The following is a 15,600-nucleotide window of genomic DNA, read 5'->3' as shown; positions in this document are numbered from 1 at the left end:
CGAGTGTGTGCTACTTTTCATCGGTTGGTTGCAGTAAAAACAAAAACATCCGGAGGCGTTGTGGAATCCAGCCCGCTTATCTCGGCAGGACTGCCGATTGCTCTGTTCATCATCATGATCGGTATCGGCATGACCCTGACGATACGAGACTTCCGCCAGGTGGCGGTGTATCCGAAAGGGATGATCGTCGGCACCATTGCCCAGATTCTTGTCATGCCGCTCATCGCCTTCATTTTGGCCACGTTGCTGGCGGTTCCGCCGGCCATAGCGGTCGGACTGGTGATCATCGCCGCCTGCCCTGGAGGCACCACCTCGAATCTGTTTGTGCTGCTCTCGCGGGGGAACATTGCCCTGTCCATAGTACTGACCGTCAGCGCCAGCCTGATCACCATTCTCACCCTGCCGCTGTTTACCAATATTGCCCTTCAGCACTACATGGGAACCGAGGAAGACATTGTGCTGCCGGTCTGGAAAACCGTGGGCATGCTGATTGGCATCGTGCTCTTCCCGGTCGCTATCGGGATGGTGGTTCGCACCCGTAAGCCGGAAGTTGCCCGCAAGGCAGAGGGCATTGTGAGTATCTTCGGTGGCATTGTGCTGGCGGTGCTGATCGTGGCGCTGGTGTACGGGGTTCGCGACCAGATCTGGGAGCTCCTGAAGCAGGCGGGGCCGGCAACCATCCTGCTGAATCTGGCCGGTATTGGTCTTGGTCTGGCGGCCGGCCGGGTGGCGGGTCTGACCCAGCGGGAATCCCTGGCAGTGGCGGTGGAGTTGGGTGTAAAGAACGGCACCATTGCCCTCATGGTCACCCTGACTCTGCTGGAATCCAGCGCCATGTCGATCCCGGCTGCGGTATACGGGGTGCTGATGTTCCCCATCGGCTTTGTTCTCGCCATGTATGGTCGAAGCATCATTCCCATTTCGACGGTACAGAGCAAAAACTGACTGGAGTCCTGCGTTATGCAGTTCCTGAACGGCATTACCCTTCTGCTTGTCTACCAGTTGGTAGGGGAGGTTACAGTTCGATTGCTCGGTGTTCCCATCCCCGGGCCCGTACTTGGCATGGTGATGCTGTTCGTAACTTTGATGATACGGGGCAAGGCGCCGGAGTCTGTCGATCAGGCGTCCACGGCCTTGCTCAGTCATCTCTCGCTTCTGTTTGTTCCCGCTGGCGTGGGCATGATGGCGCACTTTGGCCGCATCGCCGACGAGTGGCTTCCGATAACCCTGGCGCTATTGTTGAGCACGGTAATTACTATGGTCGCCACCGCCCTGATTATGCAGGTGACCACCCGCTGGTTTGCCAAGCCGCTTGCTGAAAAGGAGGGTGGCGATGAATGAGCCGGGCCTGCAAGACATCTGGGTATATCTCTCCGCATCACCGCTATTGGGGCTCACGATCACCCTGGTGGCCTATGGCCTGGCCTACCGGCTGTATCTGAAAACCAACTCCAACCCTCTGGCCAACCCGGTGGTCACGTCCGTCGCCATGCTCATTATCCTGCTGCTGGCAACAGGCACCTCCTACAGCGATTATTTTGAAGGCGGCCAGTTTGTTCACTTTCTGCTGGGGCCGGCCACGGTGGCGTTGGCCGTCCCCCTGTATCAGCAGTTTTCCAGGCTTAGACAGCTGTGGTTGCCGGTGACCATTTCGCTCTTTTGCGGCGTGGTGATCGCCGCTGGCAGCTCCATTGGCCTGGCCCGTCTTCTGGGCGGCTCCACGGAGATCCAGATGTCCCTGGCACCGAAATCGGCAACGGCGCCGGTGGCCATGGGGATTTCCGAAAAAATTGGCGGCCTTCCGTCGCTGACCGCCGTATTGGTTGTTATCACGGGCATCACCGGCGCCGTTCTGGGCACCAAGCTCTTTGAGTGGATCCGGGTTCGTGATGACACCGCCAGGGGCATTGCCATGGGTGTTGCAGCACACGGTATCGGGACCGCCCGGGCGTTTCAGGTAAGTTCGCAGATGGGTGCTTTTTCCGGGCTTGCGATGGCGCTTTCCGCCTTCGCTACCGCCTTGCTCGTGCCCTGGCTGGTCGATCTGCTTGAAGCCTGGATCCCCGCCTGAGCCGGCTCTTCCGATGGATTCAATGGGATAACTCCATTTCCCCATCGCTGGCGTACCCGTTATCAAGAGAACCCTTGATAAGCGAACCCTGAGGAGGCCCCTTGAGCAGGAATAACTACCTGGCAGTGCTTGTTCTGTCACCGGTGTGGATGTCGAGCTCGCTTCCAGCGATTGCACAGTCGTCATTGGACAACGATGAGGAGCTAGTGCTTCAAGTAACGTCACCAAGACTGGTTCGGGATCTGTACGAAACGCCCGCGGCGGTCTCTGTTATCAACGCACCCGATATCCGTGAGGGCCAGCAGCGCCTGCAACTGGATGAATCACTCAACACTGTCCCGGGCCTGTTCTTTCAGAACCGCTACAATTTCGCCCAGAATCTAAGATTGTCTACTCGCGGATTTGGCGCCAGAGCGCCCTTCGGTATTCGGGGTATCCGGATACAGGTGGATGGCATCCCCTACACGCTGCCCGATGGTCAGTCCCAGATCGATGCCATTGATCTGGATTCCGCCCAGCGAATCGAGGTCATTCGGGGGCCTGCCTCCGTTCAGTATGGGAATGCCGCGGGTGGTGTGATCGATATTTCCACGGCGTTGGGTGATGAGTTGCCCCAGGGCGGTCGGCTGCGGCTCGATGGCGGCAGTGACGACTATCGCAAGGCCGCGATACAGGGAAATGGCGTTGATGGTGATACCAGCGGTATAGCAACGCTTTCCTGGCTAACTCTTGATGGCCACCGGGAACAGAGCAAGGCAGAGAAAGCCCTGTTCAACGCCCGTGTGGCACGGGATCTGGATTCTGGACGGCGGGTAACCGCCACATTCAACGCGCTCCATAACCCCAAATCCGAAGATCCGGGTGGGCTCACCCTGGCCCAGGCCGAAGAAGATCCGGAGCAGGCCACCGCATTGGCCAAGAGGCTGGACAGTAGCCAGACCGTGAACCAGCAGACCCTGGGTGTAAGATTTGAAGACTCGGGCGTCCTTCCCGGCCAACTCACCCTCGATACCTTCTACACTCACCGGGATTTCGCACAGCAGTTGCCGTTTCCCGGAAGCAGCCGCATAGCCTACGACCGGCACTTTTACGGCATCAGTTCCCAGTACCAGCAGGAATCGACTCTGGCCGGATTGCCGCTGGTGTGGGTTACCGGCCTGGATGTTCACCATCAGTCCGACGACCGGCGCCGCTATTCGGTGTCTATCGATGGCGATATCACCGGCCAGACCCAGGCGGAAAACCAGAGTGCTACCAATGTGGCGGTGTTTGGCCAGGGCGACCTGGCGCTGAGCGACGCACTCAACGTCTCCCTTGGCGTGCGGTTCGACCGGTTGCGTCTGGCCATTGACGACGACTGGCTGCAAGACGGTAACGATGATTCGGGCAACCGGACTTTCCGGGAATACAGTGGCGTTGCCGGTATCAGCTACAAACTGGCACCGGCGCACCAGGTATATGCCACCCTCGGTACGGCGTTCGAGTCACCCACCTTTACCGAGTTTGCCAATCCGAATGGCGGCGGCTTCAATCCCGAGCTGGAGCCGCAGCAGGCATTGAATCGCGAGCTGGGTATGCGCGGCATGCTTGGCCGTGGCCTCAGCTATGACATGGCCCTGTTCTCAATCCGGGTGGAGGACGAGATCCTGCCCTTTAACATGGGCGATCAGACCTTCTACGAAAACGCCGGTGAAACCCGTCGCAATGGCTTTGAACTCGGTCTGGCCTGGGACCTTTCGTACGCCTGGCGGGTAACCAGCGCGCTGACCCTGGCGGATTACGAGCTAAGGGACTTTGTGGATGAGCAGGGCAACGACGCCAGCGGCAACGCTATTCCAGGTCTGCCGGAGCAGCTCTGGGTGAGCGAGCTGGAGTGGCGCGGTGCAGCCGGTCGTTTCGCGGCTCTGGAGTGGCAGTATGTGGGCGAGTTCTACGCCGAAAACAGCAACCAGACCCTGGTGAGTGACTATTGGCTGGTCGGTATACGTGCCGGCGATTCAGTGCGCATGGCGGATCAGACCCTGAACCTGTATGCCGGGATCCGCAATCTGCTGGATCAGGACTACTTCAGTAACGTGCGGATAAACGCCAATGCGAACCGCCCGGTGGAAGATCGGGGCTATTTCGAACCCGCCCCGGGAAGAACTTTTTATGCGGGCCTGGAATGGGTATTCTGAGGGGCGATAACAACACAAACAGTAGGGATTTTTAATTCATGCAAACCAAGTTCCTTCTCGAAGAAAGCCAGATGCCGAAATACTGGTACAACCTGCAGGCGGACCTCCCCGAGCCGCTGCCGGCCGTCTTGCACCCGGGTACCCAGCAGCCGGTGGGCCCATCGGATCTGGAACCGTTGTTTCCGATGGCGCTGATCGAACAGGAAGTGACCACCGAACGGGAAATAGAGATTCCTGAGCCGGTGCGTGATGTCTACAACCTCTGGCGTCCGGCGCCGCTTTATCGGGCCCATCGCCTCGAGAAGGCCCTCGGCACGCCGGCAAAGATTTTCTACAAATACGAAGGCGTGAGCCCGGCCGGCAGCCACAAGCCGAACACCGCGATTCCGCAGGCGTTCTACAACCGCGAAGCGGGCATCCGCACTCTCACCACCGAAACCGGTGCAGGGCAGTGGGGCACATCGCTGTCCTTTGCCGGCTCTCTGTTCGATATCGACGTTACGGTGTTCCAGGTTAGGGTTTCCTACAACCAGAAACCGTATCGCCGGGCGGTCATGGAAACCTACGGCGCCAAATGTGTGGCCTCGCCTTCGGAACTGACCGAGTTCGGCCGCAAGGTGCTGGCTGAGACGCCGGACCACACTGGCAGCCTGGGTATTGCCATCTCCGAAGCGGTGGAACTGGCGGTCCAGGACCCGAACACGAAGTATGCCCTGGGTTCGGTGCTCAATCATGTCTTGCTGCACCAGAGCATCATTGGCCTGGAAGCCATGCAGCAGATGGAAATGGCGGACTGCTGGCCCGATGTGATCGTGGGTTGTACTGGCGGTGGTTCCAACTTTGCAGGAATTGCTTTCCCGTTTATGGGGCACGCCCTGAGAGGCGGCGAGAAATCCCGGATTGTGGCGGTAGAGCCCTCGGCCTGTCCCACGCTGACCCGGGGCAAATACGCCTACGATTACGGCGATACCGCCCACATGACCCCGCTCACCAAGATGCACACTCTGGGCTCCGGGTTTACACCGCCGGGATTCCACGCTGGTGGTTTGAGGTATCACGGTATGGCACCGCTGGTGTCCCACGCCAAAGAGTTAGGGCTGTTCGATGCGGTGTCTTACACCCAGCGTGAGTGCTTCGAGGCGGGTGTCCTGTTCGCCAGGAACGAGGGTATTGTCCCGGCTCCGGAAGCCAACCATGCGGTCAAGGGCGCCATTGATGAGGCCCTGCGCTGCAAGCGGGAAGGCAAGGAAGAGGTGATCCTGTTCAACCTCTGCGGTCATGGCCATTTTGATATGGCGGCCTACACCTCCTACTTCGCCGGTGAACTGAGCGACCATGAATACGACGAACAGGAACTGGCCATGGCCCTGTCCGGGCTGCCCTCGGTCAACGCCTGATCAGTCGTCTTTAGCCCGCTGTTTGAAAATCGTACCCCCGCCGCCGGCATCCAGTTGTCGGATGGCGGTGGGTGCGCCCTCGTCATCCAGTCGCACGTCTCCGATGCCCGCGCCGTTCCACAGCCGCTCGCCGGCCTCCCGGCCCTCGGGTAGCCTGGGGGAAATCCACATACGCCGTCTCTTGGTGAACCAGTTGAGGGGCGACCAGGGTGCGAACAGCCAGCGATTGAGCCGGTCCAGCCATTCTAGCAGGGCGTTGGGGAATTCGTTCTTGATGCCGCTACTGGTGATCTGCCAGACGCGGGGGCCGTTCTGTTTGTGGCGCACCCTCACATCGTAGGCAAACGAATAGTGAACATCGCCTGAGAGAATCACGAAGTGTCGGGGCGTTCGGGGGTGGCCGAAAATATTCAGTAGCACACTGGCCGCGCCCCGATGCGCCATCCAGTTTTCAGCATCCACCAACAGCGGCTTGCCAAAGAAGGTAAACACCCGCTGGATCATCTCGATGAGCTTTACCCCGAACATCGGCGCCGGCGAAACCACCACGACGGCATCCTCGCCCATGATTTCGTGTTGAAAATCGGTCAGTGATTCCCAGTCCATCAGTCCGGAGGGGTGACTGCGCCGGATTTCACTCCGCCAGCGATGGGTGCGGGTGTCCAGCACCACCAGTCTGGGTGATGTTGGCAGGCTGTAGTGCCAGTGTTGAAAGTGGAACAGCTGGTCGATCAGATCATCCTTAATGGCCGTATCCAGCTCGTGTTGCCCGTTGCTGGACTCGAACAGCCTGTGACACTGTTCGATAAGCTGCCCGAAATTGCCAGGCTGGTTGCCCCAGCCCTGGCACAAAAGATAGCCCAGCAGGGCATTGCCAATAATGCGTCGGGAAAAGGGGTGTTCGTAAGCGGTGGTTTCCCAGAGCGCGGAGAGATTCCAGTCGTCCGTCACGTCATGATCGTCAAAGATCATATAGACGGGCACGTTGGCCATGGCCCGCGCTGCCTGCGGAAGGCTCTTGCGGAACTCGTTGATGGCGGCCTGTTCTTTCCGATAGCGCGCCAGCTCGTCCGGCTCATCGACCGGCTCGGCACTGGTCACAAAAGCCCAGGGCTCCGGGGACCAGACCAGCAGATACATGGCCATCACCTCGGCAAAGGAAATCAGGTGATTGCCGGCATTGGCGGTGGTGAACACCGGCTTGCGAACGCCACCGAAGAAACGCTCGGTCAGGTCTTCATTGAATTCGGATTCCGGCAGCAGTTCATCCCGGTGGTAATAGGCATTCGCCACCGAAGTCAGTTCCTTGCTGTGCGACAGCGAGGCGCCTTCCAGTACCTCCTGGTAAAGGCCCAGTTGGTGAATGACACACTGGATGGCATGCAGCATAGGGCCGGCCACATCATCGGCGTAAACCTGGTCGCCGGTCATCAGGAGCAGAGACGGAACGTCCTCAAGCTTCTGTGCCTTCTGCAGTTCTTCATCCACTCGAACCAGCCCGTCAGGAGAGGGGTGGTGGGGTTTTCGGCAAGAGCCGTGGAGTATTCGGTCCAGCCTGGATTTCAGGGTAAAGCCTGGCCTCTCCCGGCCCTCGGGGCAGAGATGTGGAGCCCACGTCCGGATCCATTGGCAAGCCTCTGAGCCGTCGGTGGTGAGCCCCAGGTCGTATTCCAGCCGGGTGTCCTGTGGGAGAGTAGCCTCAGGCGTAATGGTCAGCAGGTTCAGCCAGGCTCGGGTACCCATTCGCAGCCGGATCACCTCTGAATCGGCTAGCGGCCGGTTCAGAAGCGTCTGGGTGTCATGGAACACCTGAACGGCAAACTCTGCCGGCTCACTGGTTACCAGCCACAGCACCAGTGAGTCCGGTGCTGCATGTCGCAAGACCGGGCCGGCTAGGACCGGCCCCGGCGTTGTTGGTTTCATGGCTGCGTGCCCGTCAGTCAATTTTAGTCATCCCGTTCAATCCTGACCGGCGTCAGGTCGCCGACGCGAAAATCAATTTCGAGTTCCTGGCCGGAAGGGTCATTACCTTCCACTTCAATATAGCCCCGGGAACTGACCTTGAGCTCCTCGAGCCTGTCCATTCCTTCTGCCTGTGCTGCCTTCAGGTAGTTGCGGACCTCTTCCGCAGTCAGTCCGGAAGGCTCTCCGGCGTGCTTGCGACGCTGCTCTCGTTCTATAGAGCCATCGTCGTTCATGTCCAGCTCAACATACCAATCGTTGTCGACCCAACCTTCCAGTTCTATATCGTCATAGCCTTCATACTCAAATTCGAGACTTCGGAACTGGGTGATGCCATAGTCGCTGCCCGCCTTAAGAATACGTTCAGCATCCTCAAAAGAGCCCATTGCCATCGCTGCGGGAGCGGAAATCATGCCGCCGGCCAGCGCAAGCGCTATGATCGTCTTCATAGTAATCTCCTTAGTGCCGTTGAAAGTTTTGAAAACAGGATCGGAGACAGGAAGGGTTTTCCCGTCAACCTGAGTGCATCCTAGGCGGGATGTGCTTACCGCAGCGTGAGTGCTCCGTTCATGATTCGTTCATCCGGGCTTTGACAAAATGACGCCATGAAAAATGCCACGAAAGCAGCAAATCACTACCTCCGTCTCTCGGTGCTCACGGTATTGCTGGTGCTGGTGATCGCCTCGGTAGCTGGCGTGCCCAACGCTCTTGCCGATGACGATGAGGATTGGCACAGCCTGCACCGGGAGGTACAGGCGGGTAGAATCAAACCTCTTGGCGAGATTCTCAAGAGCCTTTCGAAGGACTGGATCGGTGACGTAATCGATGTGGACCTGGATCACGATGATGGCCGGCGGATATACGAGATCGAGCTTCTTGGGCCTCAGGGACAGGTCGTGGAATTTGAAGTGGATGCCCAAACCGGTGAAATAATTGAAATGGAAGGTCGTAATATCCAGGGGATGAGGCGCCGATGAAAGTATTGCTGGTGGAAGATGATAGGGCTCTTGCCGAGGGCCTTGCCGCTGCGCTGAGCAATGCCGGGCTCCTGGTGGAAGTGGCAGAAGATGGTCGCAGTGCAGATTTTCTGGTGAGCACTGAACGCTACGACGTGGTGATTCTGGACCTCGGATTGCCTGATGGTAGCGGTGTGCAATGGCTTGCTGGTTGGCGGGAGCGAGGAATTGACCTGCCGGTCCTGATACTGACAGCCCGGGAGCGATGGTCCGACAAGGCCGCCGGTTTTTCTGCCGGGGCGGATGATTATGTCACCAAACCGTTCGAAACGGCGGAGGTCCTGTTCCGGCTTCGTGCGCTGATGCGCCGGGCCCATGGTCATGCCCATCCGATGATTACGGTCGGCGAAATTGCCCTGGATACCCACGCAGGGCAAGTCACGCGTGCCGGAATGCCGGTTGCCCTGACCGCCCAGGAGTTCAGGCTGCTGTCCCGCCTGATCCACGCCGCCCCGAGGGTAGTGAGCCGTACCGAACTTTCCGAACATGTGTATGACGGTGATCAGGAGCCGGATTCCAATGTGATTGATGTCCAGGTCAGCCGGTTGCGTCGGAAGCTTGGCGGAGAGTCGATCGAAACCGTTCGTGGCCAAGGTTACCGGATGAATGGCGGGAAAGCTCCAGCATGATCCTGTCGGGCTTGAAACGCTGGGGCATTGCCAGACGGATGATGGTGTCCGCCCTTGTGTTGATTCTGCTGGTTTTGCCTGTCGCTGGAGGGCTGCTGGCCTGGAATTTCCGCGAGGCCGTGAATACATCATTTAACAACCGGTTGGATTCCCTGCTGAATGTGGTGATTGCCGGTGTCGCCTATGACCTTCCCAACGATGCATTGGTCCTGGAGCGCCAATTGGGCGACCCGCGGTTTGAGCGGGTTTTTTCAGGTTGGTACTGGCAGGTAACTGATGGTGCCGAACGCGTGATCACCTCACGATCCCTGTGGGATCAGCGGCTTCCAGTTGTAGAAGGTTCACAGGTTGTCTATCGGCAGTCAGCAGGCCCCGGGGGGCAAACGCTGAGAGTGGCGGCGCGCACGATCCAGATTCCGAACCTGCCGGACCCGTTGCATGTATCAGTGGCGGCCGACCTGACCGAAGTTCGAGCCGAGGTCGCTCGTTTCCACAGGTTGCTTGCTGTGTCTCTGGCGACGCTTGGGGTTCTCTTGTTGATCCTTATCGGGCTCCAGATACGCTGGGGTCTTGATCCCATGAGACGCGTCGAAAAAAGCCTGAAGAGTGTCGAAGCCGGTCGACAGAATAGCCTCGCAACCGATCTTCCTGAGGAACTTGCCCGCCTTGCGCGGGCGATTAACCTGGTCCTCGAGCGGGACCAGACGCTGATTGAACGTGGCCGTTCCGCGGCCGGCAATCTCGCTCACGCGCTGAAAACGCCGCTGTCTGTGCTGGGCACGTTATCCGAGCAGTTACCCGCGTCTCAACAACAGGCTTTCCGGGCGGAACTGCAGCGCCTGAATGCCGCTGTCAGGCATCATCTGGCCCGGGCGTCGGCGGCGGGCCCGGTCGGCTTGGGTCGGAAAACCGATCTGGCTGAGGCCCTGACTCCGGTCTTTGCCGCGCTGGAGGGGCTCGCCTCGCGCAGGGGCGTTCAGTTTGAAAAGAATCTTGAACTGGCCGGGCCTGTCAGGTTCGAGCAGCAGGATATTCAGGAAATAGTCGGTAATTTGCTGGAAAATGCTGTCAAATGGGCAGAAAAGCGCGTTGAATTGGTTCTTGAGCAATCGCCTGAGAGTCTCTCCATCGTTGTCGAAGATGACGGACCGGGAATGTCCGAAACCCAGTGCGCCGGGGCTCTCAGCCGGGGTGCCCGCCTTGACGAAGAGCGCTCGGGGTCTGGACTCGGACTCTCGATCGTGAACGACCTTGTCAGAATCTATGGCGGGACCCTCACGCTGACACGTTCAGGCCTCGGGGGCCTGAGGGTCAGCGTTGAATTGCCGGCTTAATCCTCCTCAACTTCTCTGGGCGGGCAGTGGTGGTCCTCCACCACGGTGCCATCGTCCACGCTCTCGAGGTGCACATCAAAGCCCCATAGCCGGTGCACGTGCCGCAGGACTTCATCAGTTTCCTTGCCCAGGGGGACGCGGTCCACGGGAATATGGCGCAGGGTCAGTGAGCGGTCGCCGCGCACATCCACATTCCATACCTGAATGTTGGGTTCGCGATAGCTGAGGTTGTACTGGCGCGCCAGTTTCTCTCGCAGGTCCCGGTAGCCGGGGTCATCGTGGATGGCGGTTACCCGGTACACATCTTCCTGATCATCATTCTGGATTGCGAAAAGTTTCAGATCCCGCATTACCTTGGGGGAGAGGAACTGCTGGATGAAGCTCTCATCCTTGAAGTTCTTCATCGCAAAGTGCAGGGTTTCCAGCCAGTCGCTGCCGGCGATGTCCGGGAACCACTCACGGTCTTCGTCTGTCGGGTTCTCGCAGATCCTGCGCAGGTCCGTAAAGATGGAGAATCCCAGGGTGTATGGGTTAATGCCCGAATACCACGGGCTGTTGAATGGCGGCTGGTACACCACCGCCGAGTGGCTCTGGAGAAACTCGAGCATGAAGCCGTCGGTCACCAGCCCCTTGTCGTACATGCGATGCAGCAGGGTGTAGTGCCAAAAGGTGGCCCAGCCTTCATTCATGACCTGGGTCTGGCGCTGGGGATAGAAGTACTGCCCAAGCTTCCGCACGATGCGAATGATTTCCCGTTGCCAGGTTTCCAACAGGGGCGCGTTCTTCTCGATGAAATAGAGAATGTTTTCCTGGGGCTCTTCTGGATAGCGTTTGCGACGCCTTACCGGGTCATCGTCTTCGTCAAGCTTCGGTATTGTCCGCCAGAGATCGTTGATGCGCCTCTGCTGGTATTCTTCCCGCTCTTTCTGGCGCCGCACTTCTTCCGACGCCGATATCGGGGCTGGCCGCTTGTAGCGGTCTACCCCATAGTTCATCAGGGCGTGGCAGGAATCCAGAATCTCCTCCACGGCGTCCACGCCATGGCGCTCCTCACACTCCGCCACGTAATGACGGGCAAACACCAGGTAATCGATGATCGCGCTGGCGTCGGTCCAGGTGCGGAACAGGTAGTTACCCTTGAAGAAGGAGTTGTGGCCATAAGAGGCATGGGCAATAACCAGCGCCTGCATCGGCAGGGTGTTTTCCTCCATCAGGTAGGCGATGCAGGGATTGGAGTTGATCACGATCTCGTAGGCCAGGCCCATCTGGCCGCGCTGATAGCCCTTGGATGTGCTGAGAAACTGTTTGCCGAAGGACCAGTGATGGTAGCCAACGGGCATGCCCACGGAGCTGTAGGCGTCCATCATCTGCTCGGCGCTGATCACCTCGATCTGGTTCGGGTAGGTGTCCAGGCCGAACTCGGCGGCGCACTTGGCAATCTCGTCATCGTATTCCTGGATCAGCTCGAAGGTCCACTCAGAGCCCGTGGAAATCGGCTCCCGGGCCCTGGGCTGGTCGCTTTCGGGCGGATTGGGTCGGTCCATGAGGTTAGTCATGCGGCTTTCCTCTCGAACAGCTGGCGGAATACAGGGTAAATTTCACCGGGGTCGGCGATCTGCTGCAGGGCAAAGCTCTGGGGGAATTGCTCCTGAATCTTCTCGTATTCATACCAGAGCATCTGATGGTCCTGCGGCGTGATTTCCACATAGGCAAAGTACTGCACCAGTGGCAGGATATTGTCGGCCAGGATCTTGCCGCACACCGGCGAGTCATCGTTCCAGTTATCACCGTCGGACGCCTGCGCTGCGTAGATGTTCCATTCAGCCGGGGAATAACGGGACTCAATAATCTTGTGCATCAGCTTGAGGGCGCTGGAGACAATCGTGCCCCCGGTTTCCCGCGAATAGAAGAACTCTTCCTCGTCCACTTCCTTGGCGCTGGTGTGGTGCCGGATGAAGACCACTTCGATCTTCTTGTAGTTCTTCTTGAGGAACAGGTACAGCAGGATGAAAAACCGCTTGGCGATGTCCTTGTGCATCTGGGTCATGGATCCGGATACATCCATCAGGCAAAACATCACGGCGCTGGTGGCCGGCTGCGGTTTTTTCAGGTGCTGGCGATAGCGCAGGTCGATTTCATCAATGAAGGGAATGCGGCGAACGTTTGCTTTCAGTCGCGCAATTTCCTCCTCGAGTACCTGGATCTGATCCTCATGGCTGAACGCCGGGTCCAGATCCTCGGGCGCCGATTTCAAGGCTTCCAGTTGTTTCTCCAGATCCCGGATCTTCTTCTTGCGCGCCCCTCCCAGGCCCAGACGTCGGGCGTGGGCGCCTCGCAATGAGCGCACCACATCCAGCTTGGCCGGCACCCCATCGGTGCTGAAGCCGGAGCGGACGTACTTGAAGGCCTCGGTATCCTTGAGTTTCTTGCGGGCCAGATTGGGCAGTTCGAGATCGTCGAACAGGAAATCCAGGAACTCTTCCTGGGTTATCTGGAAAGCGAACTCATCCATGCCTTCCCCGTCCGGGCTGGCCTGCCCCTGCCCGGAGCCCTGGCCCCCACCACCATCGGGCTTGGGAATGGTGTCACCGGCCACAAATTCCTGGTTGCCCGGATGCACCATCTCCCGCTTGCCGCCCTGGCCATGGTGAAAGATGGGTTCTTCAATGTCGCGAGACGGAATGCTGACTTTCTCGCCCCGCTCTATATCGGTGATCGAGCGTTTCTGAACAGCATCCGACACCGCACGTTTGATGTGGTGTCGGTAACGGCGCAGGAATCGTTCACGGTTCACTGCGCTCTTGTTCTTACCGTTCAGTCGCCGGTCGACTATGTGGGTCATTCCCATGGCGTTACTCCAGCTCAGTGAATGGTCACTGACTTAGTGAGACTTGCGAACCCGCAGGTACCATTCAGCCAACAGCCGCACCTGCTTCTCCGTGTAGCCTCGGTCGACCATACGCTCGACGAACTGCTTGTGCTTGTTCTGATCTTCCTGACTCGCTTTCGGGTTGAAAGAAATCACTGGCAACAGATCCTCGGTGTTCGAGAACATCTTCTTCTCGATCACGGCGCGCAGTTTCTCGTAGCTGAGCCAGGACGGATTCTTGCCACCGTTGTTCGCCCGGGCCCGCAGGACGAAGTTGACCACTTCGTTGCGGAAATCCTTCGGGTTGGAAATACCCGCCGGTTTCTCGATTTTTTCCAGCTCTTCGTTGATTGAGGAGCGGTCGAGGATCTCGCCGGTATCCGGATCCCGGTATTCCTGATCCTGAATCCAGAAATCAGCATAGGTGACATAACGGTCGAACAGGTTCTGGCCGTATTCGCTGTAGCTTTCGAGGTATGCAGTCTGGATTTCCTTGCCGATAAACTGCACATAGTGCGGTGCCAGGAATTCCTTGATGAACCGGAGATACTTCTCATGGGTTTCAGCAGGGAACTGCTCCTGTTCGATCTGTTTTTCAAGAACGTAGAGCAGATGCACCGGGTTGGCAGCCACTTCGGTGGTGTCGAAGTTGAACACCTTGGACAGGATCTTGAAGGCGAAACGTGTGGAGAGCCCGTCCATACCTTCCATCACGCCGGCGGCGTCACGGTACTCCTGGATGGATTTGGCTTTCGGGTCGGTGTCCTTGATGTTCTGGCCGTCATAAACCCGCATCTTGGAGAAGATACTGGAGTTTTCCGGCTCCTTGATGCGCGACAGCACCGAGAACTGGGCCAGCATGTCCAGGGTGTCGGGCGCGCAGGGAGCCCCTTCCAGGGAGCTGTTGCTCAGCAGTTTCTTGTAGATCTCGATTTCTTCCGTCACCCGAACACAGTAGGGCACCTTGACGATATAGACCCGGTCAAGGAACGCTTCGTTGTGTTTGTTGTTGCGGAAGGTCTGCCACTCTGATTCGTTGGAGTGGGCCAGGATTACGCCATCAAAGGGCACCGAGCCCATGCCTTCGGTGGTGTTGTAGTTGCCTTCCTGGGTCGCTGTCAGCAACGGATGCAGGACTTTGATGGGAGCCTTGAACATCTCCACGAACTCCATCAGGCCCTGGTTGGCCTTACACAGGCCACCGCTGAAGCTGTAGGCATCCGGATCATCCTGGGAGAAATCCTCCAGCATGCGGATGTTGACCTTGCCCACGAGGGCGGAAATGTCCTGGTTGTTGTCGTCCCCGGGTTCGGTCTTGGAAACGGCAACCTGGTCGAGTACCGACGGATACATCTTTACAACGCGGAACTGGCTGATGTCGCCGCCGAATTCGTGCAGCCGTTTAACGGCCCAGGGCGACATGATGTTTTTCAGGTAGCGAGCGGGGATGCCGTATTCTTCTTCCAGGATCTGGGCGTCTTCGGCCGGATCGAACAGGCCAAGTGGAGATTCGTTCACTGGCGAGCCCTTGATGGCGTAGAAGGGCACTTTTTGCATCAGTGACTTGAGCTTTTCCGCCAGGGAGGATTTACCACCGCCCACGGGACCAAGCAGGTAAAGAATCTGTTTCTTTTCTTCCAGGCCCTGGGCGGCATGGCGGAAGAAGGAGACGATGTTTTCTACGGCGTCTTCCATGCCATAGAACTCGGAAAACTCGGGGTACCGCTTGATGACCTTGTTGGAAAATATCCTTGAAAGCCTCGGATCTTTCGAGGTGTCGACGAACTCTGGTTCGCCGATGGCAATTAACATTCTCTCAGCGGCCGTGGCGTAGGCCGTTGGGTCCTTTTTGCAGATCTCCAGGTATTCCTCAAGACTGTATTCTTCTTCCTGAGTACTCTCATACCGGTCTTTGAAGTGCTGCAGTATGCTCATAGATCGCCCTCGCTCGCTGTATCTTCAGCTTTCAGTTCACGCAATTTCCCCGTTGCAGTCAGTTCCGCCCGTCCGGGCGGTTTATTTAGTTATGGGTGGAAGGAATGGATACTTACAAGCCTGTGCACGATCTTGTCGAGGTCGGCTTGCTTACTTTGAGCTTAGTTCACGGTTCGGGAGTTGGACAGTGTGTGAGTGGTTAAGGTTCAT

13 protein-coding genes are annotated in these 15,600 nt (G+C 58.1%); 8 read left to right on the top strand and 5 right to left on the bottom strand.

Going from position 1 to position 15,600, the window contains the following annotated elements:
• Window positions 1–60 precede the first annotated feature (60 nt).
• From EDB94_RS06475 to EDB94_RS06455, 5 genes are all read left to right on the top strand, one after another.
• Complete coding sequence (locus EDB94_RS06475; RefSeq protein ID WP_041645550.1) at window positions 61–945, top strand: bile acid:sodium symporter family protein; 885 nt, start codon at window positions 61–63, stop codon at window positions 943–945.
• Window positions 946–960: 15 nt separating this feature from the next.
• Window positions 961–1,341 (top strand): CidA/LrgA family protein, encoded by a 381-nt coding sequence (locus tag EDB94_RS06470; protein ID WP_014578191.1) that lies wholly within the window; start codon window positions 961–963, stop codon window positions 1,339–1,341.
• Window positions 1,334–2,071: an LrgB family protein gene (locus tag EDB94_RS06465; protein WP_014578190.1), complete on the top strand. Its 738-nt coding sequence runs from the start codon at window positions 1,334–1,336 to the stop codon at window positions 2,069–2,071. Before EDB94_RS06470 ends, EDB94_RS06465 begins: the two co-directional genes overlap by 8 nt.
• A gap of 101 nt (window positions 2,072–2,172) precedes the next feature.
• Window positions 2,173–4,248, top strand: coding sequence for a TonB-dependent receptor (locus EDB94_RS06460; RefSeq protein ID WP_108017820.1), 2,076 nt, complete (start codon window positions 2,173–2,175; stop codon window positions 4,246–4,248).
• 38 nt (window positions 4,249–4,286) lie between these two features.
• Window positions 4,287–5,645, top strand: coding sequence for a TrpB-like pyridoxal phosphate-dependent enzyme (locus tag EDB94_RS06455; RefSeq protein ID WP_108017819.1), 1,359 nt, complete (start codon window positions 4,287–4,289; stop codon window positions 5,643–5,645).
• Here EDB94_RS06455 and EDB94_RS06450 read toward each other — a convergent pair whose 3' ends face one another.
• Together EDB94_RS06450 and EDB94_RS06445 are read right to left on the bottom strand one after the other, a co-directional pair.
• Window positions 5,646–7,568 carry an alkaline phosphatase D family protein gene (locus tag EDB94_RS06450; protein WP_108017949.1) on the bottom strand — a complete coding sequence of 641 codons (1,923 nt, stop codon included), beginning with the start codon at window positions 7,566–7,568 and terminating at the stop codon, window positions 5,646–5,648.
• Window positions 7,569–7,591: 23 nt separating this feature from the next.
• Window positions 7,592–8,056, bottom strand: coding sequence for a hypothetical protein (locus EDB94_RS06445; RefSeq protein WP_108017818.1), 465 nt, complete (start codon window positions 8,054–8,056; stop codon window positions 7,592–7,594).
• Window positions 8,057–8,212: 156 nt separating this feature from the next.
• On the opposite strand from EDB94_RS06445, the gene EDB94_RS06440 reads away from it, so the two are divergent.
• Genes EDB94_RS06440 through EDB94_RS06430 form a run of 3 tightly spaced genes read left to right on the top strand, consistent with a single transcriptional unit; the run spans window position 8,213 to window position 10,586 of the window.
• Window positions 8,213–8,584 carry a PepSY domain-containing protein gene (locus EDB94_RS06440; RefSeq protein ID WP_108017817.1) on the top strand — a complete coding sequence of 124 codons (372 nt, stop codon included), beginning with the start codon at window positions 8,213–8,215 and terminating at the stop codon, window positions 8,582–8,584.
• Window positions 8,581–9,252 carry a response regulator transcription factor gene (locus EDB94_RS06435; protein WP_088556375.1) on the top strand — a complete coding sequence of 224 codons (672 nt, stop codon included), beginning with the start codon at window positions 8,581–8,583 and terminating at the stop codon, window positions 9,250–9,252. Before EDB94_RS06440 ends, EDB94_RS06435 begins: the two co-directional genes overlap by 4 nt.
• Window positions 9,249–10,586, top strand: a complete 1,338-nt coding sequence (locus tag EDB94_RS06430) for a HAMP domain-containing sensor histidine kinase (protein WP_108017816.1) — start codon at window positions 9,249–9,251, stop codon at window positions 10,584–10,586. The genes EDB94_RS06435 and EDB94_RS06430 overlap by 4 nt, the downstream gene beginning before the upstream one ends.
• Here EDB94_RS06430 and EDB94_RS06425 read toward each other — a convergent pair.
• From EDB94_RS06425 to EDB94_RS06415, 3 genes are read right to left on the bottom strand one after another with little or no spacing between them, the layout of a single operon-like run.
• Window positions 10,583–12,142 (bottom strand): SpoVR family protein, encoded by a 1,560-nt coding sequence (locus EDB94_RS06425; RefSeq protein ID WP_108017815.1) that lies wholly within the window; start codon window positions 12,140–12,142, stop codon window positions 10,583–10,585. The genes EDB94_RS06430 and EDB94_RS06425 overlap by 4 nt on opposite strands.
• Window positions 12,139–13,428 carry a YeaH/YhbH family protein gene (locus tag EDB94_RS06420; protein ID WP_206748289.1) on the bottom strand — a complete coding sequence of 430 codons (1,290 nt, stop codon included), beginning with the start codon at window positions 13,426–13,428 and terminating at the stop codon, window positions 12,139–12,141. Before EDB94_RS06420 ends, EDB94_RS06425 begins: the two co-directional genes overlap by 4 nt.
• 39 nt (window positions 13,429–13,467) lie before the next feature.
• The gene (locus tag EDB94_RS06415) at window positions 13,468–15,390 is read right to left on the bottom strand and encodes a PrkA family serine protein kinase (RefSeq protein ID WP_008175348.1); all 1,923 of its coding nucleotides are present in this window, start codon (window positions 15,388–15,390) and stop codon (window positions 13,468–13,470) included.
• Window positions 15,391–15,600: the final 210 nt, after the last annotated feature.

Source organism: Marinobacter sp. 3-2 (assembly GCF_003751355.1).
Taxonomy (GTDB): domain Bacteria; phylum Pseudomonadota; class Gammaproteobacteria; order Pseudomonadales; family Oleiphilaceae; genus Marinobacter; species Marinobacter adhaerens.
The sequence above is the reverse complement of the archived record's forward strand: the minus strand, read 5'-3'. Positions and strand labels throughout refer to the sequence as shown.

Excerpts from the sequence above, each read along its gene's own strand:
- EDB94_RS06470 (WP_014578191.1), top strand. The coding sequence starts at position 961 with ATGCAGTTCCTGAACGGCATTACCCTTCTGCTTGTCTACCAGTTGGTA.
- EDB94_RS06465 (WP_014578190.1), top strand. The coding sequence starts at position 1,334 with ATGAATGAGCCGGGCCTGCAAGACATCTGGGTATATCTCTCCGCATCA.
- EDB94_RS06455 (WP_108017819.1), top strand. The coding sequence starts at position 4,287 with ATGCAAACCAAGTTCCTTCTCGAAGAAAGCCAGATGCCGAAATACTGG.
- EDB94_RS06450 (WP_108017949.1), bottom strand. The coding sequence starts at position 7,568 with ATGAAACCAACAACGCCGGGGCCGGTCCTAGCCGGCCCGGTCTTGCGA.
- EDB94_RS06445 (WP_108017818.1), bottom strand. The coding sequence starts at position 8,056 with ATGAAGACGATCATAGCGCTTGCGCTGGCCGGCGGCATGATTTCCGCT.
- EDB94_RS06440 (WP_108017817.1), top strand. The coding sequence starts at position 8,213 with ATGAAAAATGCCACGAAAGCAGCAAATCACTACCTCCGTCTCTCGGTG.
- EDB94_RS06435 (WP_088556375.1), top strand. The coding sequence starts at position 8,581 with ATGAAAGTATTGCTGGTGGAAGATGATAGGGCTCTTGCCGAGGGCCTT.
- EDB94_RS06430 (WP_108017816.1), top strand. The coding sequence starts at position 9,249 with ATGATCCTGTCGGGCTTGAAACGCTGGGGCATTGCCAGACGGATGATG.
- EDB94_RS06425 (WP_108017815.1), bottom strand. The coding sequence starts at position 12,142 with ATGACTAACCTCATGGACCGACCCAATCCGCCCGAAAGCGACCAGCCC.
- EDB94_RS06420 (WP_206748289.1), bottom strand. The coding sequence starts at position 13,428 with ATGACCCACATAGTCGACCGGCGACTGAACGGTAAGAACAAGAGCGCA.
- EDB94_RS06415 (WP_008175348.1), bottom strand. The coding sequence starts at position 15,390 with ATGAGCATACTGCAGCACTTCAAAGACCGGTATGAGAGTACTCAGGAA.